Source organism: Kouleothrix sp. 19917 (assembly GCF_057073505.1).
On sequence record NZ_CP097099.1, the window covers coordinates 4408055 to 4433805 of the forward strand.

At 64.2% G+C, this 25751-nt stretch carries 18 protein-coding genes; 12 read left to right on the plus strand and 6 right to left on the minus strand.

The features are described 5' to 3' along the window. Positions 1-209 precede the first annotated feature (209 nt). A complete protein-coding gene (mutS, locus tag M1P90_RS18030) occupies positions 210-3428 on the plus strand; it encodes a DNA mismatch repair protein MutS (RefSeq protein ID WP_483696673.1) in 3219 nt (1072 codons plus the stop codon). A 20-nt stretch (positions 3429-3448) separates the two neighbouring features. Beyond that, positions 3449-4207: a FadR/GntR family transcriptional regulator gene (locus tag M1P90_RS18035; protein ID WP_483696674.1), complete on the plus strand. Its 759-nt coding sequence runs from the start codon at positions 3449-3451 to the stop codon at positions 4205-4207. Positions 4208-4314: 107 nt separating this feature from the next. Here M1P90_RS18035 and M1P90_RS18040 read toward each other — a convergent pair whose 3' ends face one another. Further along, entirely contained in the window at positions 4315-4464 is a 150-nt protein-coding gene (locus tag M1P90_RS18040) for a hypothetical protein (RefSeq protein ID WP_483696675.1), read from the minus strand. Positions 4465-4573: 109 nt separating this feature from the next. Next, the gene (locus M1P90_RS18045; RefSeq protein WP_483696676.1) at positions 4574-4957 is read right to left on the minus strand and encodes a response regulator; all 384 of its coding nucleotides are present in this window, start codon (positions 4955-4957) and stop codon (positions 4574-4576) included. Between the two features lie 311 nt (positions 4958-5268). On the opposite strand from M1P90_RS18045, the gene M1P90_RS18050 reads away from it, so the two are divergent. From M1P90_RS18050 to M1P90_RS18080, 7 genes are all read left to right on the plus strand, one after another. Further along, a complete protein-coding gene (locus M1P90_RS18050) occupies positions 5269-6177 on the plus strand; it encodes a GGDEF domain-containing protein (RefSeq protein WP_483696677.1) in 909 nt (302 codons plus the stop codon). A gap of 112 nt (positions 6178-6289) precedes the next feature. Then, positions 6290-6652 carry a helix-turn-helix domain-containing protein gene (locus M1P90_RS18055; RefSeq protein WP_483696678.1) on the plus strand — a complete coding sequence of 121 codons (363 nt, stop codon included), beginning with the start codon at positions 6290-6292 and terminating at the stop codon, positions 6650-6652. 97 nt (positions 6653-6749) lie between these two features. Next, the gene (locus tag M1P90_RS18060; RefSeq protein WP_483696679.1) at positions 6750-7217 is read left to right on the plus strand and encodes a DnaJ family domain-containing protein; all 468 of its coding nucleotides are present in this window, start codon (positions 6750-6752) and stop codon (positions 7215-7217) included. A 107-nt stretch (positions 7218-7324) separates the two neighbouring features. Continuing rightward, positions 7325-9217, plus strand: coding sequence for a histidine kinase N-terminal 7TM domain-containing protein (locus tag M1P90_RS18065; protein ID WP_483696680.1), 1893 nt, complete (start codon positions 7325-7327; stop codon positions 9215-9217). After that, entirely contained in the window at positions 9214-9588 is a 375-nt protein-coding gene (locus M1P90_RS18070; protein WP_483696681.1) for a response regulator transcription factor, read from the plus strand. The genes M1P90_RS18065 and M1P90_RS18070 overlap by 4 nt, the downstream gene beginning before the upstream one ends. Then, positions 9585-11906 (plus strand): response regulator, encoded by a 2322-nt coding sequence (locus tag M1P90_RS18075; protein WP_483696682.1) that lies wholly within the window; start codon positions 9585-9587, stop codon positions 11904-11906. The genes M1P90_RS18070 and M1P90_RS18075 overlap by 4 nt, the downstream gene beginning before the upstream one ends. 45 nt (positions 11907-11951) lie before the next feature. Beyond that, positions 11952-13604 (plus strand): response regulator, encoded by a 1653-nt coding sequence (locus M1P90_RS18080; RefSeq protein ID WP_483696683.1) that lies wholly within the window; start codon positions 11952-11954, stop codon positions 13602-13604. 15 nt (positions 13605-13619) lie between these two features. Here M1P90_RS18080 and M1P90_RS18085 read toward each other — a convergent pair whose 3' ends face one another. Further along, the gene (locus M1P90_RS18085; protein ID WP_483696684.1) at positions 13620-14006 is read right to left on the minus strand and encodes a response regulator; all 387 of its coding nucleotides are present in this window, start codon (positions 14004-14006) and stop codon (positions 13620-13622) included. Positions 14007-14130: 124 nt separating this feature from the next. Then, positions 14131-15045, minus strand: coding sequence for a diacylglycerol/lipid kinase family protein (locus tag M1P90_RS18090; protein ID WP_483696685.1), 915 nt, complete (start codon positions 15043-15045; stop codon positions 14131-14133). 338 nt (positions 15046-15383) lie between these two features. Here M1P90_RS18090 and M1P90_RS18095 point away from each other — a divergent pair, with 338 nt between their 5' ends. The 3 genes from M1P90_RS18095 to M1P90_RS18105 all read left to right on the plus strand — a co-directional run bounded on the left by M1P90_RS18095 (position 15384) and on the right by M1P90_RS18105 (position 24194). Next, positions 15384-21299 carry an AAA family ATPase gene (locus tag M1P90_RS18095; protein WP_483696686.1) on the plus strand — a complete coding sequence of 1972 codons (5916 nt, stop codon included), beginning with the start codon at positions 15384-15386 and terminating at the stop codon, positions 21297-21299. A 49-nt stretch (positions 21300-21348) separates the two neighbouring features. Then, on the plus strand, positions 21349-22593 hold the full coding sequence (locus M1P90_RS18100; RefSeq protein WP_483696687.1) for a clostripain-related cysteine peptidase: 1245 nt from the start codon (positions 21349-21351) through the stop codon (positions 22591-22593). 206 nt (positions 22594-22799) lie between these two features. Continuing rightward, a complete protein-coding gene (locus M1P90_RS18105) occupies positions 22800-24194 on the plus strand; it encodes a CHAT domain-containing protein (RefSeq protein WP_483696688.1) in 1395 nt (464 codons plus the stop codon). A gap of 547 nt (positions 24195-24741) precedes the next feature. On the opposite strand, the gene M1P90_RS18110 is transcribed toward M1P90_RS18105, so the two are convergent. Together M1P90_RS18110 and M1P90_RS18115 are read right to left on the minus strand one after the other, a co-directional pair. After that, a complete protein-coding gene (locus M1P90_RS18110; RefSeq protein WP_483696689.1) occupies positions 24742-25002 on the minus strand; it encodes an anti-sigma factor family protein in 261 nt (86 codons plus the stop codon). Next, positions 24999-25682, minus strand: a complete 684-nt coding sequence (locus M1P90_RS18115; protein WP_483696690.1) for an RNA polymerase sigma factor — start codon at positions 25680-25682, stop codon at positions 24999-25001. Before M1P90_RS18115 ends, M1P90_RS18110 begins: the two co-directional genes overlap by 4 nt. Positions 25683-25751: the final 69 nt, after the last annotated feature.

Sequence of the window (25751 nt, forward strand, 5' to 3'; positions counted from 1 at the left end):
GTGATCGAAAGCCGCGGCGGAGCGGTCAAAATGCATTATATCATGGTGAGCAAGTATTTCAGACCTACTATACAGCCGCGCAGAGCAACAATTTGGCGTTGAAACGGGCAATCCTTTGTTCAGGGAAATGCGAACATTTGTTTTAATATCACCGTCGTGCTATAATGCCGGCTACCAAGAGTCGTAACGTGTGAATGGAGTATGGTCCAATGAGCCAGCTCGACCGCCGCCTCCAGCAGCGCCAGCTGCGCGATCGGCTTGCCGCCGAATTCCCCGAATTTGAGCTTCTCAACTGGTATATTCAATACCGCGAGCTCAAAGCCGCCCACCCCGATACCGTGCTGCTGTATCGCCTGGGCGACTTCTACGAGACCTTTGACGACGACGCCAAGCTGATCGCTGAGCTGCTCGAAGTCACGCTCACCTACAAGAAATTCGCCAACCACAAGAAATCCAAAACCGAGCAGCGTGCGCCCATGGCTGGCATGCCCTACCACGCAATCGAGCGCTATGTTACCGCGCTGGTGAATGCGGGCTACCGCGTGGCGATTGCCGAGCAGGTTTCAGAAACCGCCTCCAGCAAATCGGACACCCGGCCGCGCTCGGTGTTTGCCGCTGGCATCGAGCAGGGCGAGCGCCGCCGCGATATTGTCGACCGCGAGGTGGTGCGCGTGATCACGCCCGGCACCGTGATCGACAGCGGCATGCTTGCGCCCACGCAAAATAATTACCTCGTGGCGGTACTGGCCGACGGCGAAGTCGTGGGCGTGGCCTATGCCGACCTGAGCACCGGCGAGTTTTGCTGCACCGAGTTCAGCGGGCCGCGCGCCGCCCACCAGGCCCATGGCGAGCTGGCGCGTCTGCAAGCCAGCGAGGTGCTGGTGCCCGACGACCCGGCGCTGCGCCTGCCCGGCCTCGATCCTTCCAGCGCGCAGCTTGAGCACGACCTTGAGTTTATGACCAAGGGCGAGCGCGAAAAGCTCCTGCCCGGCGAGCGCGTGGCCCGCCGCGTCGAGCGCGAAAATGTAGCGCGCTGGGCGCACGGCCATGTGACTGGCTGGCCCGGCTGGCGCTGGAAGCTCAACAACGCCGCCGAGGCGCTGCAACTCCAGCTGCGCGTGCACTCGCTCGATGGCTTTGGGCTGCGCGGCAAGCCATTAGCCGTGCGCGCGGCTGGCGCAATCATCCAGTATATTCACGAAACCCAGCGCAACGCCGCCAGCCAGATCACCTCGCTGCGCACCTACACCAATGGCGGCACCATGTTCCTCGACCCGCAGACGCGCCGCAACCTTGAGCTGCTCGAAGGATCAAGCGGCAAAGCCAAAGACGCGCTGGTTGGCGTGCTCGACCACACGCGCACGCCAATGGGTGGCCGCCTGCTGCGCCGCTGGATCTCGCAGCCGCTGATCGACCTGCCGCAGCTCCAGGCGCGCCAGGACGGCGTGCAGCACTTCTTCGACGATACTTTGCTGCGCGCCAGCGTGCGCGATGCGCTGAAACTTTCTGGCGATCTTGAGCGCGTGGTGAATCGCGTGCTGCAGGGCATCACCGTGGCCACGCCGCGCGATATGGTGCGCCTGCGCGATGGCCTGCGCGCCCTGCCCGCCCTGGCCGATGCGCTCAATGGCTGGCTGCCGCCCCAGGCCGAAGCGCCCGCCGCCGAGCCCGCGCCAGCCGCCCCCGAAGACAACGGCGCGGCGTGGGAGTGGGAAGCCGAAGACGACACAGCCCCGCCCGATGCAGCCCCCGCCAAGCAACCAAGCCTGCGCGAGCAGCGCGAAGCCCGCACCACCGTTGCGCCGCGCTACGACGACGACGACCTGTTTGGCGAAGACGATTGGGACGATACGCCAGCGCCAGCCCCCGCCCCGCGTCCGGCGGCGGTTGCGCCTGCGCGCCGCGCCCCCGCAGCGGCGGCGGCTGTGGCCGCGCCCGCGCCACAAACCGCGCTCGATACCTGCGCCGAGGTGCTGGCCTTTCTCGAAGAAGCGCTCGACGACGACCCACCAGCGCTGCTTGGCGCCTCGAACTACCTGCGCGCCGCCGAAGAAAATGGCGAGCAGCCGCGCCGCGTGATTCGCCCCGGTTTCGACCAGCATATGGACGAGATCATCGAGCGCAGCCTGAGCGCGCAAACGTGGATCAACGACCTCGAGCCGATCGAGCAGGAGCGTACCGGCATTAAATCCCTGCGGGTGGGCTATAACAAGGTGTTTGGCTACTACATCGAAGTAGCGCGCAGCTTTGCCGACAAAGTGCCCAGCGACTACATCCGCAAGCAGACGCTGACGACCGGCGAGCGCTATATCACGCCCGCGCTGAAAGAGCACGAAGACGTGGTGCTGCGCGCCAAAGAAAAGCTCAACGAGCTTGAGCTGGATGTGTTTCGGCGCGTCTGCGCGGCGGTGGCAAAGCACGGCCCGCGCCTGCTGGCAACTGCCCGCACCCTGGCCGCCATCGACGTGTATGCCGCCCTGGCCGAAGCCGCTGTGCGCGGGCGCTATATTCGCCCCGAGCTGAACGAGGGTACCGCGCTGGAGATTAGCGGCGGGCGACACCCGGTGGTCGAGCAGCGGCTCGACGAGTCGTTTATTGCCAACGACACCACGCTCGACACGGCTGCCACACAAATTATGCTCATTACCGGCCCAAACATGGCCGGCAAAAGCACCGTGATGCGCCAGGTCGCGTTGATTGTGCTGATGGCCCAAATCGGCTCGTTTGTGCCAGCCGACAGCGCCGCGATTGGCCTGGTTGATCGCATTTTTACGCGTATTGGCGCGCAGGACGACATTGCCACCGGCCAAAGCACCTTTATGGTCGAAATGACCGAAACCGCCGCGCTGCTGGTGCAAAGCAGCCCGCGCAGCCTGATCGTGCTCGACGAAGTTGGGCGCGGCACCAGCACCTACGACGGCATGGCCATCGCCCGCGCCGTGGTCGAGTATATCCATAACGAGCCGCGCCTGGGCTGCCGCACACTGTTCGCCACGCACTACCACGAGCTGACCGAGCTGGAACAAACCCTGCCGCGCGTGAAAAACTACCACATGGCGGCGGTCGAGCACGACGAAGGCGTGGTCTTCCTGCACGAACTGCGCCCCGGCGGCGTCGATCGCTCCTATGGCATCCATGTTGCCGAGCTGGCCGGCATCCCGCGCTCCGTCATCCGCCGCGCCAACGAGCTGCTGGCCGAGCTCGAACAGCCGGGCCGCAGCGCGCCGCCCGCCAGCGCACGCCAGCCCGAGCCGCGCCCACAGCGCGCCGCCCGCAACGCGCCGCCCGCCGAGCAGATCGGCCAGCTTGGCCTGTTCGACATGGCGCCAAGCCCGGTGCTGGAAATGCTGCGCCGCCTGAACGTCAACGAGCTGACGCCAATCGAAGCGCTCAACAAGCTCAACGAACTACAGAAGCTCGCCAAATAGCAAATGGGTTTTCGCGGCCTATGAACACACTGCGCGACGACATTTTTACGTCGGTGCATAGCGCCAACCCGCTTGAAGAAACCATGGAGCGCATTGTCGGGGCGATCAAGGCGCGCCTGCTCAGCCCCGGCGACCGCTTGCCGGCCGAGCGCGAGCTGGCGGTGCAGCTTGGCGTCAGCCGCTCGACACTGCGGGTGGCGCTGCAAAACCTGGTGCAGGCCGGCTGGCTGGAGGTGCGGCGCGGGCGCAGTGGCGGGGCCTTTGTGGCGCGCTGGCCGCTGATGCCCGGGCCGCGCCGCCTGCCCGAAGTGCTCACGCGCTACCGCGAAGGCTTGCCGGCCCTGCTCGACTACCGTCGCGCCGTGGAAAGCGCCGCCGCCGCCTTTGCCGCCGAGCGCGCCAACGCCGACGAGCTGGCCGAGCTCGAAACGCTCACCGGCGCAATCGACGGCCACGAGCGCGATTTCGAAGCCTACCGCGCTGGCGACGCGCGCTTCCACATCGGCATTGCGCGCGCGGCCCACAGCCCGCGCCTGCTCGAAGCCGTCACCGAGGTGCAGGCCGCAATGACCGAAGTGCTCGACGCGATTATCTACCACTCCGTCGAGGTGCTCGGCCACTCAACCGACTACCACTGGCGCATTCTCGACGCCATTCGCACCCACGACAGCGAAGGCGCGCGCCGCTCCATGCTCGATCACGTTATGGCCACCGAAAATGTGATCTACGGCCTGGTTCCCGAGATCATTGCCAACCCCAACCATCAGCCGGAAGAATAGCCGCGCCAAAACAAAAACTACGCAATGCGCACTCTAAAGCCAAGTGCGTATTGCGTAGTGCACGCCAGGAAATTTGCCCAAACACAGCTTCGCTGCTCAGCGAACAGCTATTGCTTCTGCTTCTGCTTGATGTGCAATTCTTCGGTGCGGCCAGTGCGCTCGCTTGAGCGGGCGCGGTCGTCGTTGAGGTAGGGCAGCAAGATCAGGGTAAGAATAATCATGGCCACAAGCAGCAGGCCCGGAAACGATTCCATCATGCGCAGCTCCACTCATCCTGCGCATTCTGATTGCGCATGACTAGAGCTTAGCAATTTGTGCATTCGTACACAATGACAACTGCCTGAAACACGACTGATTCGGCGCGAGCTAGCGGAGCACGTCGCGCACAATCTGCTCAAGCCGATCGAGGGGAAATGGCTTAGGGAGGTAGTGATCAACGCGATGCTCGCGCGCGCGCTTTTCGAGCTCGGGGGTGGCGTAGGCTGTGATCAGCACCACCCGCGTCTCGGGCGAGGTTTCTTTGATCGCGTCGGTAAGCTGCAGGCCGTTCATGCCTGGCATGTTGTAGTCGGTAATTACCAGCGGCACTTCGCGCAATGCAATCTGCGCCAGCGCCTGCGCCCCGCCATTGACCGTCACAATATCGTACCCGCCGGTCAGATCGCGCATCAGCCGATGGAGAATAATGAGAATATCCGGCTCGTCTTCCACAAGAATAATCGCCGGATTTCGGACGGGTTGGTCGGGCATACAATTACTCCTCAAGCGGCGCGCTGCAGGCGCGGCTCTTCCTGCGCATCCATTCTATCATACAGCGCAATCACGGGCAACCACGCAAGGCAAAGCAATCGCGCATGCTGCGCTGCCGACTATCGTTTTCTGTTCACGCAGCATGCCCATGCCAAAAAACTATACTGTCGATAGCATTCTGTTGCGGATCTGTTCGGAAGCAGAATGCCCCGGCATACTATAATGTGGGGCACACTTTACGCCGAGCAGAGCACCGTGGGCGCTGTTTGCCCGCGCAATGCAACATATACTACCCCGGTGAAAGCAAACACATGAAAGTACTCATTGCCGACGACGACCCCGTTTCGCGCATTATGGTGCGCGTGCCGCTGCTGCGTTTAGGGTATGACGTTCGCGAAGTAGCCGATGGCGAGCAAGCCTGGTCGCTGCTGCAAAGCGAACCCTTCTCGATTATGATCACCGACTGGCTGATGCCACGCCTGGATGGCCCTGGGCTGATTCAGCGCATCCGCAATGCCGACTTCCCCAACTATGTTTACAGCATTCTGCTCACCAGCAAAGATGCGAAAGACGACATTATCGCCGGGCTCGACGCGGGTGCCGACGACTACCTGAGCAAGCCGCTCCACCCGAACGAGCTTCGCGCGCGCATCTCAATCGCCACGCGCATCATCGACCTGGAAACGCGCCTGCGCGCCGAGCGCGACACGGATGCGCTGACCAGCCTGCGCAACCGGCGCGCAATTTCCGTCGCCGCCCATGCCGAGCTGTCGCGCGCCGCGCGCGAGCATACCGCCCTGAGCGTTGTGCTGATCGATATCGATCATTTCAAGCAGGTGAACGACCGCCATGGCCACCAGGCCGGCGATCAGGCCCTGCGCCTGGTGGCAGCAACAATTACCCAAAATTTGCGCCCGTACGACAGCGTGGGGCGCTGGGGCGGCGAAGAAATTCTGCTCCTGCTGCCCAGCACCACCTCTGAGCACGCCGCATCGGTGGCCGAGCGTGTGCGCGCCGCCATTGCTGCCACGCCCTTGCTGCTCGAAACCGGCCAAGCCGTGCCACTGAGCGTGAGCATGGGCCTTGCCAGTACCGATTCAGTGGATCTCAATCAGTTCGAGCCATTGCTCCAGTGTGCCGATTCTGCGCTCTACCAGGCCAAGCAGCACGGGCGCGATCAGGTGGCGATCTACCAGCCTGCCCCGGCTTCGTCACCATAGTAAACACGTCGCAATCCCACACGTACTTCTAAAACAGTCGCGTTTCCGCGTATGCCCATGATATACTGAAGCCATGCCAGAGTGTCTTCTGTGACGAGAATGGAGCAGCGCAATGGCCTCCCTCACCGAACGACTTGCCGACGTAATCAAGCGCAAACGCCAGCGCGATCGCTTTACCCAATCCGACCTTGGGGCGCGTATTGGCGCGAGCGGCTCGTATATCAGCGCGCTTGAGGGCGCGACAACCAGCCCGCGCATCAGCGATATCGAAGGGCTGGCGACCGCTTTCCGCACCACTGGCTTCGACCTGATCTGCGAGGCGGCGAAGCAGGACGGCTATACCTTTTCCACATCGAACCGCGAGCGCGACGCATTTCTTTCGCTTTACGATGCGCTTTCCCCCGAAAACAAGCAGCAGGCGCGCACGTATTTGCTGTTTCTGCGCGAACTACAAGATCGCCCACCGCAGGAGTAAGTGCAGCGAGTGAGTTTGTGATACAATACACAAGCACCTATTCAGTCGCTACTGCCACGAATGAACCAAGCTCCCGGCCTGGGTGAAAGGAACAGCAATGAAACAGGGCGATCAAAAGGGCAAGCCGAAACTCGGCCCGCCCGCGCCGCGCAAACCATACCACGACCTGCTGGACGAGATTTTTGCCAAGGCTCAGGCTGATGGCCATTTCACCAACTTGCCGGGCGAAGGCAAGCCGCTCAAGCTCGATGACGATGACCTGGTGCCAAACGATGACCGCCTGGGCTACCGGATGCTCAAAACAGCTGGCTTCGCGCCACCCTGGGTCGAAGCGCGCCGCTCGATCGACCAGGAGCGCAGCGAGATCGCCCGCTGGCTGGCCGACGCGCAACGGCGCCTGCGGCACCTCGATGCCAAAGGGCAGGCAGCGCTCCAGGTGTCGTACAAGCGCAAACTCACCGCCCTGCAGGGCATGATTACAAACTTCAACCTGACGGCACCGCCCGGCGTCGAGCACCTTGAAGGCCTGCGCATGGCCGAAGAGCTTGCCAAACTCAGTATGTAGTACCGCGCTGTTCCAGCCAAAAAAAGCACTGTGGTATAATGGCCTTGATTCAGCAGCCCTCCCCAATGGACACCAGCGTCTTCGGAGCGGCCAATCTACTTACCACTATGCTGTTGCAACTTAACGACTTGCTGTCGGCTGCAGTGCTGATCGTTGGCTTTTCGCTCCTTGCCTATATTGCGCTTCAGAACTGGCAAACGGCTATTGCGCGCGCATTATGCGTGTTGTTGCTGGGGGTAGTCGTTGTTTTCGGCGGCGATGTGCTGCTGGGCCAGGCCGAGCGTGAGACAACGATCCAGTTTCTGCTTCGCGCGCAGTGGCTTGGCATTACCCTGGTCCCGGCGGGGTATGTCCACTTATCCGACGCGCTGCTAACGTACAGCGGCCTGCCAAGCAAAGGGCGGCGCTGGCTGGTAGCCTTGGGCTACCTGATCAGCCTGGTATTTTTTGGCCTGGCGCTTGGCAGCAACCTCTTGCTCTCGGGCGGCATCGCGCGCGGCTCGCTCGCACAGTTTGGCGCAGGCCCGCTGTTTGGCCTGTTTGTTCTGTATTTTGCAGCAACCAGTGTCTGGGGACTGTGGGTGGTCTGGCAGGTGCGCCATATTGCCCTCACACCAACCCTGCGGCGCCGCCTGACCTACCTTGGCGCAACATTTCTCGCGCCTGGCCTGGCGGTCTTTCCTTACCTGATCATTGCCGGCACATATCGCGTCCTTTCGGATAATATTATTTTGCTGCTGGCGGCATTAGGCAACATTGGCGTTGCTGTGATGATCACGATCATGGTCTACAGCATCGCATTTCAGGGCTTGCTGCTGCCCGATCGCCTGATCAAGCAGGATTTCATTCGCTGGGGGCTGTATGGCCCGTTCATTGGCGTCACGATCATCTTGTTTTTGCGCAGCACGCCGGTGCTGGCGCGCTGGTTCGGGCTCCCTGCCGCAACACTCGTCATTTTTGGTGTGATGATTATGACGGTGCTGATGCCGATTTTTGTGAGCAAGATCAAACCGTACCTCGACGCGCTGGTCTACCGGCAGGATCGTGCCGAGATCGCGTATTTGCGCACGCTGCCGCGCAATACGTTTACCTATGCCGATCTGCGCAGCCTGCTGGAAAATACGCTGGTGGTGATCTGCGGCGCGCTGCGCGTCGATACGGGCTTTGTGGCCGCGCCCGACGATGGCCCAAACTATACGATCAAGACGATGGTGGGCGCGCGACGCGAGGTCAAGCGCTTTGTTGCCGAGCACCCGCTGGCCGAGGTGATGCCGCAGATTGCCGCGCTGCCGCCAAACAGCCCGGGCGAAGTGCCGCCGATCGAGTCGTTTCTGCGCTACGATGGCTTTTGCATGCTGTCGCTGCACGGGCCGGAAGGCGATTTCCTTGGCGCGCTCGGCGTGGCCTACCCATCGGGCGGGCTGACGGTGGAAGCGCGGCGGCTGATTGGCGTGCTGGCACACCAGATGGAACTGGCGCTGGCAACCGTGCATATGCAGCAGCGCCTGTTCGACACGCTGCGCGGCATGGGGCCGGAAATGCAGTCGCTGCAAGCGCTGAACACCCGGCTCGAACAGGCCACGCCTGCCTCGCTGGAAACGCTTGAGTCGGATGTGGCCCTGCTGCCCGAGTTTCCACAGCTGGTGAAAGACGCGCTGACGCACTACTGGGGCGGCCCCAAGCTTTCCGACAGCCCGCTGCTGAAGCTGCGCACCGTGCGCCGCCTGCTGATCGAGCAGGGCGGCAGCCCAACCCGCGCGCTGCAAACCGTGCTGCGCCAGGCGATTGAAAACCTGCGCCCCGACGAACAGCTCGACCCGACCGCGCAAGAGTGGTTGCTCTACAATATTCTGGAACTACGCTTTCTTCAGGGCAAACGCACCCGCGACATCGCCGAACGGCTGGCTATGAGCGAATCCGATTTTTACCGCAAGCAGCGCATCGCGGTGGAAGAAGTCGTTCGCCAGCTCGCGCTGATGGAAGAGTCGGAGTCGTCATGAAAATTCTGCTGGCGGAGGATGAACCCGATATTCAATTCGTTACGCGCCTGGCGCTGGAAGATGCCGGGCATGAGGTAGTGCTTGCCGATGATGGTATGGCAGCACTTGAACACGCCCAGGCAGAGCTGTTTGACGTGATTCTGCTGGATGTCATGATGCCGCGCCTCGATGGTTTGGCGGTGTGCCACAAGCTAAAAACCGACCCGCAGCTCTGCCACATGCCAGTGATTTTCCTGACTGCGCGCTCGCAGCAGTATGAAGTCGAAGCCGGCTTGCAAATGGGCGCAGTTGGGTATATTGTAAAGCCCTTCGATATGTTTGGCCTGAGCCGCGAGATCAACGCGATTTTAGCCCAGCATGGCAGTTCATGAGTGGAATCCAGCGAGATGCACATCAACGCCTTCTGGCCGCAGTCGATGCGTTTGACGCGATCGCTCATGTTCCCGGGCGGCCATCGCCACTGGTGTGTGCCCACGCGCTGGCTAGCATGCTGAACGTGCTGGAGGTTCCCGAAGGCGCGATTTTCCTCTACCAGCCTCAGCTGCGCCGCATCGATCTGGTAGCGCACAGCCCCGCCGATAGCATTCTGTCCCAGCACACTCCCCAGCGCGTGTTCACCGCCGATAGCCCCAACCTCGCCGCGCTGGCTGCGCTGCATAGCTCGGTGCAGGTTGGCGAGCTGGCAAGCGGCCTAGTTCCCCGGCGCTCAATGGCCGCGCCCATGTACGATGGTGCCACACTGTTTGGCGTGGTGCAGATTGTGGCTGGCCCTGAGCAAACCCTGAGCGCTGAGCAGCGCTGGCTGCTGGAAACACTGACGCAGCGCCTGGCCGCCGCCATGTGCTATGCCCAGCACGACCCCAGTACCCAGCTGGCGCAAGAACACACCCGCGCATTGGTCGATGCCAGCAACGATGCCATTCTGATGCTCGATTCGCTTGGCGTGGTGACGATGATTAACCGGCGCGCCAAGTATTTTTTTGGGCTGGCCGAGCGCGACGTGGTTGGGCGGAACCAGGCGCAGCTGCGCGCCGTGTTTGAGCGCATTTTTGAAGACAGCCGGGCATTCGAAGCGTGGCTTGCGCCGCTGCTGGCCTCGGCAGAAGAGCGGGCCGTTACCGAGCTGCGCGTGCTGCGCGCCGCCCCGCGCCTGCTGCAATGCTTTAGTGCGCCAGTCCTCGATCATCGCGAGCAGCTGCTGGGGCGCATGCTCGTGTTCCGCGACATTACGCGCGAGCGCGCCGTCGAGCAGATGAAAACCGACTTTGTTTCGACCGTCTCGCACGAGCTGCGCACGCCGCTCACCTCGATCCGCGGCGCGCTCCAGCTCGTGGTGGGGCGGCCGCAGCAGCCCGAATTGGGCCATCGAACGCGCGAGCTGCTGGAAATTTCGCTGAAGAACAGCGAGCGCCTGATTCGCCTGATCAACGATATTCTCGATATTTCGAAAATTGAACAAGGCTCGCTGCAGCTTCGCCGCACCGCACTCGATCCACTGACGCTCTGCCAAAATGCCGTGCAGGAGGTCGAGGCTATCGCCGCCGGGCGCAATGTTGCGCTGCACATTCAGGCGCCGAACACCCTGCCGCCAGTCAGCGCCGACCAGGATCGCGCGCTGCAAGTGCTGACAAACCTGCTCTCCAACGCGATCAAATTCTCTGAACCTGGCCAGCAGGTTGAGCTTTCGGCGGTGCAGGGCGGGGCGATGATGTATTTTGCGGTGCGCGACCACGGGCGGGGTATTGCGCTGGAAGATCATGAGCGGATCTTCGAAAAATTCTCTCAGCTCGACAGCTCGCTGACGCGCAACGCCAGCGGCACCGGCCTGGGCCTGGCGATCTGCCGGGCGCTCGTGGCCGAGCAGGGCGGCCGTATCTGGCTCGATAGCGCGCTGGGCAAAGGCGCAACCTTCACATTCACGCTGCCACTGGCCGGCCAGGAAAATCAGTTGTCCGCGCACAGTGATTTCAACCAGCCCACAATTCTTGTCGCCGACGATAATAGCGCGACACGACAGATCATCCGCGCGATGCTCGAGCACGCTGGCTACCAGGTGGCCGAAGCCGACGGCGGCACAGCGGCCTTGCAGCTGGCGCGCTTTCTGCAACCCGCGCTGATAACGCTCGACGTCATGATGCCCGATCTCGACGGCTTCGACGTGGCACAGCTTCTGCATACCGATTTGCTGACACAGGCAATTCCGGTACTGTTTGTATCGGCCAGCGGCGAGGAAGACCGTGCAAAAACACTGGGAACGTATCTTTCCAAACCTTTTACAGCCGACGAACTGCTGCGCGAGATTCGCCGGCTCACCGGGACGCCGCGCCGCCATGTGCTGGTAATGGACGATGACTACCATGTTCGTCCAACCCTTGTTCAGCTTCTGCAACGAGGTGGCTTTGTTGCAAGCGAGGCTGGGGATGCCCGCAGCGGGCTGGCAATGCTCGAGAATAACCCGCCCGATCTTGTGCTGCTCGATCTGCGCATGCCCGATGCCGATGGCTTCGAGCTTATTTATAAGCTGAAACATGACCCGCGCTTCAGCCATATCCCAATTGTCGTGCTGACCGTGCGCGATGGGCATCCCGACGCTGAAATGCGCGCCATGGCCCTTGGTGCGGTACGCTACCTTGAAAAACCGATTTCGGCAGACGAGCTGCTGGCCGAAATCGAGCGACTGCTGCCCTGAGCCGCGCGCAGCCACGCGATTGCGGTGCTAGGCTATTGAGACACTATGAACGAACATTCTTCAGAATACGATAGCGATGCGTATTTCATCCACGCATTCACCTCGCCGATCACTGCCATGCGCGGCGCGCTTGACCTGCTGCACAGCCCCGCCCGCACGCCCGACGACCCGCTGACCCAAAGTTTGCTCGCGACTGTCGAGCGCAACCTGCTGCGCCTGAGCGGCTACCTCGATATTCTGCTCAAGCATCATTCGCTGCGCGGCCAGCAGATCGAAATTATGGTGCCGCTCGGCCTGCTTGGCATTGGCGCGCACGCTACGCCGGCAGCGGCCCCCGCCAGCACCGCCGCGCCCGCCGCAGCACTGGCCGCCCCGGCGCTGGAAGCAGCCCACGCCGCTGCGAACAATCCGCCGCCGGCCGACACCAGCCTGCTGCTGATCGGTGCCTTTCGGGCCACAGCACCCTCTGTCGTGGCGCAATTGCAGCAGCTTGGCTACCACCTTAGCGAAGTCGAAGATGGCGTGGCGGGCATCGACAGCGCGCGCGATTTGCGCCCCGACATGATCCTGGTGGAAAGCGAGCTGCCGAATATTGGCGCGCAGCAGATCGTTCGCGTGCTGCGGGAAGATCCGGATACCAAAACGATCCCGCTGCTGCTGGCCTCGCCACACCTGCCCGCCGAACAGCATAACGACACGCTCTGGCTTGGCGCGCCGGTTCAATCCACCATTCGGCGCATCGAGCAGGCGCTGGCGGCGGCGCGCGCAGCCGACTCGCAAACACCAACCCTGCTGATTATCGACGACGATGCCGACATCCAGCGCATTCTGATGCTACGACTACAGCAGGATGGCTTTCGGGTGGTGCAGGCGATGAATGGCGCGCAGGGCCTGATGGCCGCGCAGAAGCAAACATTCGACCTGATTATTCTCGATCTGCTCCTGCCCGACATCGACGGCTTTTCGGTGCTGGGCGCACTGCGGGCGCGCAACGCCACCGCAACCACGCCCATTCTGCTGCTTTCGGCGCGCGACAGCGCCCCCGAGAAAGTGCGTGGCCTGCAGCTCGGTGCCGACGATTATGTCACCAAGCCTTTCAGCCCAGCCGAGCTGCAGGCGCGCGTGCGCGCAACGCTGCGCCGCTTCGAGCGCGAGGCCGGCGCGAACCCTTCCACCCGCCTGCCGGGCAACACCGCAATCGAGCGGACGCTGCGCCGGCGCATCGAGCTGGGCATTCCCTTTGCGGTGTGCTACGCCGATATCGACAACTTCAAGGCCTATAACGACACCTACAGCTTCCTGAAGGGCGATGCCGTGATTCACCAGACGGCCAATGTGCTGATGGAAGCGGTGGCGCAGCAGGGCAATTACGACGATTTTGTGGGGCATATTGGTGGCGACGATTTTGTGGTGATCACCACGCCCGAGCGCGCCGCAGCCGTGGCCGGCTACGCCATTCGCACTTTCGATCTGCTCAGCCCACTGTTCTACGACGCAGCCACGCGCGCGCGCGGTTATATCGATGCGAAAGATCGGCAGGGCCGGCCAATGCGCTTCCCGTTTGTGAGCTTATCGATCGGAATCGTGAGCACGGATCGCTACCCGATCCAGCATGTGGCCGAGGTTGCCCAGCGCTCGGTTGAGCCCAAGAAGCTGGCCAAAGAGCACGAGGGGAGCGTCTTCATCTTTGAAGAGTGAAAGTGTGGAAGAGGTTTACGCGGCAGCGGCGTGCTGGTGCAGAAGGTGGGGCGCAACCGCGCGCCGCAGCTGCTCGGTGGCAAGCGGGCGCTCGATATAGCCATCTGCGCCAAGGATTTCGGCCTGCTGGGCCAGCGGCTTGCCGGCCGTCGATACCAGAATGATTGGTGTGTTGCGGGTGACACTGTCGGCGCGCAGGAAGAAGTACAGGTGTGGGTTATCGGTGGCGTGCGACAGCTCGAGCAAAATAATGTCGGGCGCAATATTCTGCACTGTTTGCCGGAGCGAACTCGTCAGCTGCGAGGCCGACAGCAGGTGAATCGTGTGGTTGCCTTCGCCCAGCCCCTGCTGAACCGCATTGACCACGGCAGCGTTGTCGGCAAAACAAATGATCCGTGCCATTTCAGCATTCCTTTACGGTCACAAACCTCTCTACTTTCTAATAATGCGTTAACATGGGCACAAGTTACGCGCCGGCTCGATTGTGAATTCTGGCTTTACTACTTATTCTCGTAAAACCGCTGGCTCAGATCAGCACCTCGAGCCCGGCCGGCAGCAGCTCCACGCGCACCTCGCGCGCCGAGGTCGAAACCACCTCGCCGTCGGTGGCCACGGGCATTGCCGCCGGGCAGCGCACCATCACGCTGCGCGCCCGCCCGATCCACACCTGCTTCAGGCGCGTGTGCGTGCCCTTCATCACCAGCGGCACCGCGCGCACAATCTGATCCATGCGCATGTTATCAACCAGGCACAGATCAAACATGCCGTCGTCGATGATCGCTTCGGGCGTGAGCCAGAAGCCACCGCCCTGGCATTGCGCATTGGCCACGCTGGCGAAGAGCAGCCGCCCTTCGCGCCGCTGCCCGTCGTATTCCACGCTCATGGGGTGGGCTTTGTAGCGTGTCAGCGCGCGCAGCACCGCCACGATATAGACCACAAAGCCCTTGAGGCGCGTAAGCTTGAGCGACTCAACCGCGACCTGCGCATCGAAGCCCATGCCCAGCGCATTAATGAAATAGCGCGGCGGCAGGGTATCCACATAAATGCGGCCAATATCGACCGGGCGCGTGCGTTCGCCTAGCGCGCGCGCGACACCGCCCGGAATATCGTTTGCCACCACGCCATCGAGCATTTTAATAAAATCGCTGCCGGTGCCAAGCGGAATGATGCCCATGCGCGGGCGCGGGCCGCCGGCTGCCTCGGCCTGCTTGATGCCATTCACCACCTCGTTGATCGTGCCGTCGCCGCCAACCGCGACGATGCGCTCGAAACCGCGCTCTGCTCCCTGCCGCGCCAGCTCGATCGCGCCGCCCCGCCCGGTGGTGAGCGCCAGCTCGTACTCGACGCCCGACTGGCGCAGCGCGGCTTCCAGATCGGCACGATGGCGGCCAGCATTGCCCCGGCCCGCCCACGGGTTGAGAACGATCAACAGCTTGGTCATGCAGCACTGCCTTTATATTGTTGCGTAACGCTTCGGTGCAGCGATAATACCATTTGGCGTGCGTATGGGCAAATCGCAAGCTTTTGCGCCCGATTCGCTCCCAATTCGTTCGGTCAGCGGCGCGCCTACCACGTAGACTGAGGGCATTGCAAAAGCCGAACGCACGCCATCACTTCGCGAGCGTACCAAAAAGGCTCCTGGCCAGCGTTTGCTTTAGTGATACTATCTTTCGCATAAAACGCAGGGAACGTTTGCCACGAAGACTCGAAGAGCGGAAGAACGCCTTTGTGGCTATTTGAAAAGTTTTAGCCCTGGCAGAACCTTGTGTGGAGCCGAGCATGGCGTCCGAATTAGCCACAATTCTTGCTTCCCTGACCAGCGCAATCGATCAGCAACTGCACCCCGACGACAACGACTTCGTTGGGCGAGCGTATGTGCGCGACGAAATAGCGAAATTTCTGGCGGTGCGCAACCGTATGTTCGTGCTGGTTGGCCCGCCCGGCATTGGCAAAACCGCGCTGGCGGCGCAGCTTGTGCGCGAAAACATGGCCGCCGACACGCCCTACCTTGCACACTTTTGCAGCCTGAGCGGCGACGACAATCCCTACACTTTCTGCGACGCGCTGGCCCAGCAGCTTCAGGCGCTGCTGGGCGAAGGCTACAGCCTGCCCGACACCGTGCGCAAGCAGCAGGTGACAATTCAGGCCAGCGCGAATATTGCGCAGGCCAGCGGCCAGACCAACGTCAAAGTGCTGACGCTGAACATTGGCGGCATGCATCCGCGCGAAGCATTTCGGCAGGCAGTGCGCGAGCCGCTGCGCGCCTTTCACGAACAGCACGGCGGCCTGCCAAACAAAGCCCAGCTGCTGATTGTGATCGATGGCCTGGATCGCGCCTGGGACTGGGATGGCGGGCAGGATGGCAACATTGTGAGCGTGCTGGCCGACGCGCAAGACCTGCCGCCGTGGATCAACCTGCTGTGTACGGCGCGGCCCGGCCCGGCTGTGCAAACCCTGCGGGCGCAGGCGGGCGTGCGCGTGATCGACCTGCAAGGGCCGGCCAACCTCGATGACATTGCCACTTTTTTTCGCGAGCGCTTTCTCGGCACGCTGCCCGCCGAGCTGCGCAGCCAGTTCGAGCAGCTGGTGGCCGTGGCACGCCCAGGCGCGGGCAACCCCGCCGAGGCATTTGTGGCGCAGGCCGTGGCCGCCAGCCAGGGCAACTTCCTGTTTGTGCGGCGCTATGCGGCCGCGCTGCGGGCTGCACTACTCCCCGGCGACACGCAGCCCACCACCGATCCCTCGGCACTATTACGCTTCGAGAATACGAGCCTGGCCAGCGTGCTCGACGCTACCTACGCCGCAACGCTCGATCAGCTGCGCCGCTCGCTCGAAGCCACGCCCAACGACGCCGACGAGGACGTGCTGGCGGCGCTGGCGATTGCATTCGAGCCGCTGAGCCTGCCCGTGCTGGGCTGCATCAGCGGGCTGCCGGCCAGTAGCATTGCCGAATCGCTCAACCAGCGCCTGAAGGCCGTGCTTGTAGCCGAAGGCAGCGACGAAGCGCGCACCTACGCCTTCTACCATCACGCCTTTGGCGACTATGTGCGCCGCCAGCTCAGCCAGCAGGGCCGCCCAACCGACGTGCTGGCCGCGCAGCGCCTGGAACTGGCCGACGACAACAACCCGCAGTTGCGCGGGTATCGCGACCGTTTCCGCTGGCCGCACCTGCTGCGCGGGCTCGACCTGGCCGACGCCGCGCGCGACCAGAACGCCGAGCAGGAAGCTGCGCCGGCCCCGGCTGCCACGCCCACCGCCATCACTGCCGACAGCGTTGCACAGATTCGCGAACATGTGCACGACCCGATTATTCAGGCCCAGCTGCTGCGCGGCCTCGCCACCCGCGCGCTCGATCCCTCGCAATCGAATGCGATGGGCAGCTGGCGCTCGGCGCTGAGCTGCCTGCGCGCAGCCGAATATGCGCTGCGCCACAGCCGCGCGCTGAGCTACCTGCGCCAGCGCGGCTGGCAGCTCGACGGCAGCACGCCGGCCTCGGCCGAGCTGATTGAGATGGAGCGCACGCTGATGGCGCTGGGCGACGCCTACAGCACTGTTGCGCGGCGGATGGACCCCAGCACCACGCGCCCGCGCCGGCCCAGCGGCATTGTGCTCTGGCTGCACCTGATCTGGGATACGCTGGCACGCCTGCCACTCACGCTCTACCTGCTGTTTGTGCTGATCCAGCAGGGCGTGCGCGAAGTACATATCCCTGGCGCGCTGCAAAACCTCGGGCGCGGCCAGGATTGGACGGTGGCGCGCCTGTGCGTGCTGAGCGTCAGCGCCTACCGCCGCGCCCGCGCCCTGGCGCGCGCCCGCAACGACGACGACAGCTATGGCGAAGTGACGCAGCGCCTGGCGCGCCTGTACCGGCTGATGGGTGCCTACGACGCCGCCGCCGCCACCTACGACTCGCTGCTGGCACGCCCAAGCACCCTGACACGTGTGTGGCGGCAGGCGATGTGGCGGCTCGAGCTGGGCGAAGTGCTGGTGGCGCAGGAGCGCGCCGAGCAGGCCGTGGAAGTGCTGAACAGCGCGCTGCCGGTGTTCATGCGCCAGGAAGCACCCACCCAGCAGGCGCGCGCCCTGAGCGCGCTGGCCGCCGCCAACAGCCTGCGCGCCGATGCCGCCGACAGCCGCCGCGACGGGCAGATTGCCGCCGCGCTCGACGACCTGACCATTCGCAACTCGCGCGAGGCGCTGGACGCCTGGGCCAATGTGACCACGCTCCAGGGCGACGAAACCGCGAGTGTCGACCCGGCGCTGGCGGTCAGCACGATCTCGCACCAGCTCTGGCGTGCCGCCCGCCAGCCGCGCATGAGCGACGAACAGCGCTACCGCATCCGCGCCATGCTCGACGGAATTGGCGAACGCCACTTCCCCCAGCGCTTTGAGCACCCGTTTCTGCGTTTGTTCCGGGTATCGGCGGCGGTGTTTCTACCAGCCTACCTGCTGTTCGGTTTGCTGATGGCGGTGCAGTTGCCAACCGATGTGACGATTCAAACCCAAACCCAGCTCACCTTTCCGCCGCCGCTGATCGATATGGCACGCTTCCCGAATGACCTGGTGAACGGCAGCAGCAACGCCTCGACCACCAACGACCTGGTGGCTGGCCGCCTGTCGGGCCGCACCGCGCTCGACATCGGCTCGTTCGACGTGCTTTCGCTCACGCAGCTCGCCAGCAGCCGCGTAACGCTGCAACCCAGCCCGCCGCTGCTCGACCCGCTTGGCACGACGCGGCGGCTGCTGTGGATCATGGGCCTGTACCTGCTGACCTACACGGTGCTTGGCATCACGGTCATCAGCTTGTCGTCGCCCGCGCAATTCCAGAACCGCCGTCCCGGCCGCCTGATCCTCGGTCGCGCCAACCTTGCGTGGCATGGGCCAGCCGGGCAGGGCTCGCTGATGGATGCGGTGATCTGGTTGCGACAAGATCTGCGCAGCCTTCTGAAGCGTCTGCTCCAGCCGGTTATGCGCCTGCTGCGTGCCGAAACCCCGCAGCCCGCGCCGAAGGGGCCATCCATCCGCGCGCTCGGCTTTGCCGAAATCGGCGCGATGATCAGCGTCGACCGGCGCGCGTTTGGCTACCTGCTGCCCGATTTCTCGATGACGCTCATTCAGCCGCACGACGCCACGCGCCGCGCCCTGATCATCCCCGGCACGCTCACCAACTACCCCGAGCTGTGCGACGAGCTGGAAATGCGCCTGCGCCGGCCGCGCCGCTTTTTCAGCGTCGAGATCATTCGCAGCGTGTGGGGTATGTGCTTTCTGGCTACGCTGCTGTATGCGCTGGCGCTGGTGCTGCTGCTCGCGCTGCGCCCCGCGCCGGTGAACCAGCCCATGCTGCTGGGCTACTCGCTGGTGAACCTCTATATTGTCGCCACGCCCGGCCTGCTCATCCCGCTGCTGTGGTGGTTTGTGGCCCAGCCGCTTGGCGCGAACAGCTTCACGGCGGGCGCGCCCACGCCGCTGATTGCCACGGCAATTGTTGGCGGCGGCCTGACGGCGGGCGTGCTGGCGAACCAGATCGATCTTTCCTTGCTGGGGCTGCGGCCCGACCTGGCGACGCCGGTGCTGGCGGGCGGATTTATGCTGGCAATTGCCTGCTACGCGCCGCCACGCCCGTTCCGCCTGATGTTTTCGCCCCGGCTGCCGCACCTGCTGCGCAACCTGCTGGCGCTTGCCGCGCTGGCTGGCCTGCTGCTGCTGTGCTGGCACACCGGCACCACGCTGCGCTGGTACGATGCGCTGGTGCGCGGCAATCGCTTCACCGAGCAGGCGCTGGCCTCGCCCGAGTGTGCTGCCAACCCAGGCGGCTGCGCGCCGATTGCCGAGGCAATTGCGAGCTACAGCCAGGTGATCTGCCTGCGCCCGCGCGACAGCGACGGCTATGCGTTTCGCGGCTTTGCCTACCTCGTGCAGGGCGAATACGCGCAATCGCGCGACGATTTTGCGCGCGCGCTGGGCGAGGCTGCCCCACGCGATGCCTGCACGCATGGCGCGCAGCCCGCGCCAAGCGCGGCGCAGCAAGTCGGCCTTTACGCCAACCTCGGCGCGGTCGATACCCTGCTGGCGCGCAGCCAGAGCCAGCTCGCCGCCGAAACGCACTACACCAGCGCGCTTGGCAACTACGCCCGCGCCCTGCATCTCGACACGCCCAGTGTCGTGCCCGACTGCAGCCTGCTCGCCGCGTCGCTGGCTGGCGACTCGGCCGTGCTCGATCTCCAGCAGCTTCCGTCCTTGCACCTGGCGGCAGGCCAATCGCAGATCGTGCTGCAGCTGGCCGACACCTGCTACAGCCGTGGTTCGGGCCTGGCCGGCGCGCCCACCCGCGACGCCCGCGACATGGCCTGGCGCGACCTGGCCGCCGCGATTGCCGAGTACCGCGCCGCTGCCGACGCGAGCGATGGCCATATTCGCGACATAGCGCAGCGCGGCGAGGCCGCCGCCTGGCTGGCAATCGGCCAGATCGACCAGCCGCCGCCCGGCCAGCCCAACCGCGCCACCGCGCTGCTGCACGCGCTGGCCGCCTATGGTGCGCTTGCGGCGGCCAGCGCCGACCCGGCGGCCTACACCGGGCAGGCGTGGAGCAGCATCCAGCTTGGCGCGTGGGGCAATGCGCGCGCGCCGCTGGCCGCCGCCGCCGAACTCAACCCCACCGACCCGACCTACCCCGCCCTGCAAGGTTTAACCTACTGGCTCGACAGCACCCAGTACGACGCCGCCCGCAAAGGCGCGCCCTCGCTTGGCTACACAATTGCAATCAACAATGCGCTTGAGCGCTACACCCGCGTGATCGACATGGGCGGGGCCGACATGACCCGCGCCTACGCCACGCGCTCGCTGCTCAACTTCAGCCTGCGCAACAGCCCGCGCCCCGGCGCCGCCCCCGACGCGCCCTACCAGGACGCCGACTACAGCATCTGGATGCGGCACGCCATTGCCGACGCTGGCAGCGCGCTTCAGGCCGCCGAGCGCCAGAACGTGCCGCCCGAGCAGCAGGCTGGCTACCGCTACTGGCGCGCGCGCATGCAGCTTGTGCTGGCGCTGACCCTGCAGGAAAAAGGGCGCGGTCTGCACGATTGGAATGAGCTGGCCGCGCTCTACAGTGGCGCATATGCCGACTACAGCACAGCCGCCAGCGCCGACACGCTCGACCGCCGCCGCGCGATTTTCACCAGCTTCTGGATTCCCTGGACACACGCGCTGCTCACCAACGCCAACCACCTCCAGCTTGCGCAGGAAGCGCTGCGCAGCGGCAAATACGCCACCGCGCGCGCTGAGCTGGCGCTGGTCGATATGCGCGTTTCGACCTTCCAGAAGTGGGACAAGCTGTCTGCGCCGCTGCCCGACGCGCTGTATATGCAGGGGCTGGTCGCGCTGGGCCTGGGCGACACAAGCAGCGCCGCCAGCAGCTACGCCGCCGCAGTCGCCGCCACCGAAAACCAGGCGATTGTGCCGCAGCGCGGGCCAGCCTACCCCGACGACGCGCGCCCGGCGATCTACCATGCCGAAATCGCCAGCCTCGACCGGCTGCTCGCGAACCCGCCGCGCAACTGGCCCGCCACCGCCCGCGCCGCCGCCGAGCGCACACGCGCGCAGCTTGCCGAACGCCTCGACGCTGCACAAAACGGCAGCGGCGGGCTGGCCGGCGTGCCCGCGCCCGACGACACCGCCAGCCCGTTCGCCAACCGTTAACGCCGCCCTTCCATCTGCTATCTGCCCGCTATCTGCACAAGGAGCGCGTATGGACGATGCCGACTGGACCTGGATGATCTACCTCGCCACCCATAACGATGCCGCTGAGGTTGGGGAAGCAAGCGTGGTGCGCATGGGCCGCGCCGTGCTGAACGATCGGGTGCGGGTGCTGGTTCAGCAGGCCACGCCTGCGCGCACAGTGCGGCGCGCGATTGGCACGGCGGCGCCCGACACCGATCTTGGGCCAATCGACTCGGGCGCGCCGGAAACGCTGCTCGATTTCATTGGCTGGGCTGCGCAGACGGCCCCGGCGCGGCGCTACGCGCTGGTGCTGTGGAGCCACGGCAGCGGCTGGGAGCCGCGCGAGATCGAGCGCATGGCGCAGCAAAACCCCGCCGCCGTGCCCGTCACCCCCGGCGAGCTGCAGCAGCGCGGCCCGGAAGACACGGGCGGGCAGGTCTTTTTTTCCTCCACGCTACGCGAGCTGATCACGCGGCCCACACCCAGCGAGCGCGCCATCGCCCGCGACGACGGCAGCGGCCACTCGCTCGACACGATCGAGCTGGGGCGCGTGGTGGCGCAGGCCGCGCGCGCGCTGGGCCGCCCACTCGATTTCGTGGGCATGAATGCCTGCCAGATGAGCTGTGCCGAGGTGGCCTATCAGCTGCGCGGCAACGCCGAAGTGTATGTTGCTTCCGCCGAAGACATGCCCGCCGAGGGTTGGCCCTTCGACGACCTGCTGACGCGCCTGGCCGCCGCACCCGACTTGGATGCCGCCGCGCTCGGCCAGCTTGTGGTCGAGCGTTACTGCGCCACTTTTCGCGAGAGTACCTTGCCCTGGGGCAGCGAGGGTTTGCCCGAGGGCGTCACGCTCACCGCCCTCAAGCTCGACGGCATCCCGCTGCTGGCAAGCGCGGCTGGCGCGCTGGCAGACACCTTGCGCGAGCACATCACCGAGCTGAGCGATGCGGTGTGGGCGGCGCATCGCAAAGCCCACAAGTTCAAATTCCAGCTCTATGATCTCGCCAGCTTCTGCCAGGTGCTCGCCACCGAGCCCGGCGCGGAGCTGGCTGGCGAGGCCGCCCGCGCCGTGCTTGCCGCCCTCGCCAACCCTGCCCTCACCCTGGCGAGCGAGCATGTCGGCACGGCCTACGCCACCGTCGGCGGCCTGACGACCTACCTGCTGCCGCCCGGCGCGGGCCTGCCGATTTCGCCCTACTACGCCGCCACCGCCTACGCAAAAAACACCGGCTGGGGCGATTTCCTGGCCGCCTACCACACCAGCGTTGGCTAGTGCACGCGACGCGCAGGGCTTAGGGGTTATAGCAGTTTGCCGTCGGCAGGATACAGTTAGCAGTTTGCAGTTGGCAAACCACGAATTGCAGATCAATCGAGCTGCAAAGAACACCGAAGCTGGTTTTATACTCTGTGATCTCTGTGTTCTCTGTGGCTCAGCATATTTGCAGTCTGCCATATGAAGATAGCAAGCGAGGAATTGCAATGCGCTACCACGACATGACCATCGAGGCGGCCAGCGCCACGCTGGAGCGCACGCCCGACAAGCGCCGCGTGGGCGGCTTCAGCGTGCGCGTGCTAGCATCGCCAGCGGGCGAAATGCGCCCCGAAGACGCCGCCGCCGTTTCTTACGACGACAAGGCGCTGCAGCTGAGCTTGCAGCAGCTCGAAACCCGCGCGCTCGATCACGCCGGCATGGTGGCGCTGGGCCGCACTCTTGCAAGTTTGCTGCTGCCGCCCAAGGCGGCGGGCGCGCTAGCTGGCGCGGGCGACCTGCTGGCAGGCAGCCTGCTCACTATCGGCCCCGACGAGGGCTTGCGCCTGCGATTGCGCCTGCCGCCGCAGCTGGCGGTGCTACCGTGGGAATATGTGTATGTCGAGCGGGTGGGCGGCGGCGATGGCATGGATGGCTTTCTGGCGCTCGACCCGCGCGTGGCGATTGTGCGCCACGAGGCGCTGGCCGCGCCCGATTCGCAGCCGCTGGCGCAAGAGCCGCTGCGCGTGTTGGCGGCGCTGGCCTCGGCCGAGGGGTTGCCGCCGCTCGACCTGGCGCGCGAGCAGGCTGATCTGCAGGCGGCGTTTGCGAGCCAGCCCGGCATCGCGCCGGTGTGGCTACCCGACGCTACGCTCGACGAACTACTGGCCGCGCTGCCCGGCACCGCAATCTTCCACTTCGCCGGTCATGGCGTTTTCACGCGCCAGATGGCCGACCAACCCGGCACCTACACTGGCACCGGCGCGCTGGCCTTCTACGATCAATCGGTTGATGCCGAGCAGCTTGGCATTAACCTGCGCGGGCAGGGCGTGCGCCTGGCGGTGCTGGGCGGCTGCGAAACGGGCCGCCGCGATGGCGTGAATGTGTGGAGCGGCGTTGCGCCCGCGCTCGTGAAGCAGCAGATCCCGGCGGTGATTGCCAACCAGCTGCCGATCAAGGATGCCTGCGCGATTGCGTTCAGCAAGCAGCTGTATGGCGCGCTGGCCGGCGGTCTGCCGATCGAGCAGGCGCTGGCGGCCGGGCGCGTGGCTGCCTACAATGCCGACAAGGATGGGCGCGACTGGGGCGTGCCGGTGCTGTATATGCGCGACGCCGACGGCGTGCTGTTTGCCGCTTCCGGCGCGGGCGCGCAGGCCGCCGCCGCGGCGCATGCCGTGCTCAACATCCGCGTGGGCGAGCTGGCGGCGGGTGGGCATGTCGTTGGCCCCAAGGCGACAATCAAGCAAGGTACGCTCGACAGCACCATCACGGTCGAAACGGCCGCCGACAGCAGCATCGAAGCGGCGCAGCTCGACATGAGCGGCGGCACGGCACATATCAACGTCGACGTGGGGAAGACCAGCGGCAACACCACAATCGAGGGCGGGGAGATTACGCTGGGGTAGGTGGCAGTGAAGGAGTGAGCGGGTGACAAGATGAAGGGGTGAAAGGGTGAAAGGGTGACAACCTGCAACGCGCAAACACGCAACTTCGCGCCCTTTGCGGCGAACGATCTGGTCGTCGCCCTTCGATACGCGCTTCGCGCTACTCAGGACGAAATTGCTGGTCGTCGCTCAACCTGCAACCTTCAACCCGCAAACCTGCACCGTGCAAACACGCAACTTCGCGCCCTTTGCGGTGAATTATCTGGTCGTCGCCCTTCGATACGCGCTTCGCGCTACTCAGGACGAAATTGCTGGTCGTCGCTCAACCCGCGACCTGCAACCTTCAAACCTGCAACACGCAACTCGCACCCTTTGCGCCCTTTGCGGCGAACGATCTGGTCGTCGCCCTTCGATACGCGCTACGCGCTACTCAGGACGAAATTGTTGGTCGTCGCTCAACCTGCAACCTTCAACCCGCAAACCTTCCACCCAAGACCTGCAACCTCTCATACCTTCGTGTCTTCGTGCCTTCGTGGTAAAATTCGGTCGTCGGTCGTCAGTTGTCGGGCTACGAATTGCCGGCCCTGGCGCGCTTCCAGTTGCGGAACACATCCAGCAGCGTATCGCGCGCTTCCGGCTCAATCGACTCTTCGGTGAGATGGCCAGTCATGCGAATCGTGGCGCGCATCTGCTCGAAGTAGGCGGTGCAGCCCGGGCACACGGCCAGGTGCGCCTCGAAGATCGCGCGCTCACGCGGCGGCATTGCGCCCTCAAGATATTCGGTCACCAGCTCGACCATTTCGCGGCAGGTTAAATATTCTCGAATCATACTATATCTGCATTCAGGTATTGATCGACTTCCTTGCGCACTTTTGCCCGCGCGCGATGCAGCAATACCCGTTGGTTGGTCTCAGTTATTTCCAAAATGTTACAAACTTCTTCCGAACTCCAGCCGTCGATGTCGCGCAGCGTAATAACTTCGCGCTGGGTGGGCGGCAGCGCCGCGATTGCCGCGCGCACGCGCTCCATCACTTCCCGCGAAAGCAGGCGATCTTCGGGCAGCTCGTTCCAGTTGCGCGGGTAGGAAACCCAGATATTCGCCCAGGACGGGTGATCGGCCGGCCAGAACTGGTCGGCGTCGACACTGGTTTCAGATGCGCTGGCGTCGGCGGAGGCAAGATCGGAAAAGGGGACAGTGCGTCCTTCGCGCTGGCCGCGTGTTTTGGCGCGATTGGTGAGAATGCGGAAGATCCAGGTTTTCAGCGACGAGCGGCCTTCGAAACGCGCCAGCCCCTGCAGCACGCCCAGCCAGGTTTCCTGCACCACATCCTCAGCCACGGCGCGGCTTGGCACATACATCATTGCCAGGCGCAGCAGCGGCGCGTTGTAGCGCTCGACCAGCGTCATAAAGGCAGCTTCGTCGCCCGCGCGCAGCGCCGCAACCAGCTGCAGATCGTCGTCGCTGGCCGGTGGGCCGGAATTCGTCGGTTCCTGTTCGATCTCGGCCATAAAAATGGCGCCTCCAATCAGCCAACCACGCCGCCAGACCCGCGCTCGCGCCACATCCATGCGGTTTGC

What these genes read in the sequence shown, in the direction of transcription:
- mutS (WP_483696673.1), top strand. Translation starts at nt 210, where the DNA reads ATGAGCCAGCTCGACCGCCGCCTCCAGCAGCGCCAGCTGCGCGATCGG.
- M1P90_RS18035 (WP_483696674.1), top strand. Translation starts at nt 3,449, where the DNA reads ATGAACACACTGCGCGACGACATTTTTACGTCGGTGCATAGCGCCAAC.
- M1P90_RS18040 (WP_483696675.1), bottom strand. Translation starts at nt 4,464, where the DNA reads ATGATGGAATCGTTTCCGGGCCTGCTGCTTGTGGCCATGATTATTCTT.
- M1P90_RS18045 (WP_483696676.1), bottom strand. Translation starts at nt 4,957, where the DNA reads ATGCCCGACCAACCCGTCCGAAATCCGGCGATTATTCTTGTGGAAGAC.
- M1P90_RS18050 (WP_483696677.1), top strand. Translation starts at nt 5,269, where the DNA reads ATGAAAGTACTCATTGCCGACGACGACCCCGTTTCGCGCATTATGGTG.
- M1P90_RS18055 (WP_483696678.1), top strand. Translation starts at nt 6,290, where the DNA reads ATGGCCTCCCTCACCGAACGACTTGCCGACGTAATCAAGCGCAAACGC.
- M1P90_RS18060 (WP_483696679.1), top strand. Translation starts at nt 6,750, where the DNA reads ATGAAACAGGGCGATCAAAAGGGCAAGCCGAAACTCGGCCCGCCCGCG.
- M1P90_RS18065 (WP_483696680.1), top strand. Translation starts at nt 7,325, where the DNA reads ATGCTGTTGCAACTTAACGACTTGCTGTCGGCTGCAGTGCTGATCGTT.
- M1P90_RS18070 (WP_483696681.1), top strand. Translation starts at nt 9,214, where the DNA reads ATGAAAATTCTGCTGGCGGAGGATGAACCCGATATTCAATTCGTTACG.
- M1P90_RS18075 (WP_483696682.1), top strand. Translation starts at nt 9,585, where the DNA reads ATGAGTGGAATCCAGCGAGATGCACATCAACGCCTTCTGGCCGCAGTC.
- M1P90_RS18080 (WP_483696683.1), top strand. Translation starts at nt 11,952, where the DNA reads ATGAACGAACATTCTTCAGAATACGATAGCGATGCGTATTTCATCCAC.
- M1P90_RS18085 (WP_483696684.1), bottom strand. Translation starts at nt 14,006, where the DNA reads ATGGCACGGATCATTTGTTTTGCCGACAACGCTGCCGTGGTCAATGCG.
- M1P90_RS18090 (WP_483696685.1), bottom strand. Translation starts at nt 15,045, where the DNA reads ATGACCAAGCTGTTGATCGTTCTCAACCCGTGGGCGGGCCGGGGCAAT.
- M1P90_RS18095 (WP_483696686.1), top strand. Translation starts at nt 15,384, where the DNA reads ATGGCGTCCGAATTAGCCACAATTCTTGCTTCCCTGACCAGCGCAATC.
- M1P90_RS18100 (WP_483696687.1), top strand. Translation starts at nt 21,349, where the DNA reads ATGGACGATGCCGACTGGACCTGGATGATCTACCTCGCCACCCATAAC.
- M1P90_RS18105 (WP_483696688.1), top strand. Translation starts at nt 22,800, where the DNA reads ATGCGCTACCACGACATGACCATCGAGGCGGCCAGCGCCACGCTGGAG.
- M1P90_RS18110 (WP_483696689.1), bottom strand. Translation starts at nt 25,002, where the DNA reads ATGATTCGAGAATATTTAACCTGCCGCGAAATGGTCGAGCTGGTGACC.
- M1P90_RS18115 (WP_483696690.1), bottom strand. Translation starts at nt 25,682, where the DNA reads ATGGCCGAGATCGAACAGGAACCGACGAATTCCGGCCCACCGGCCAGC.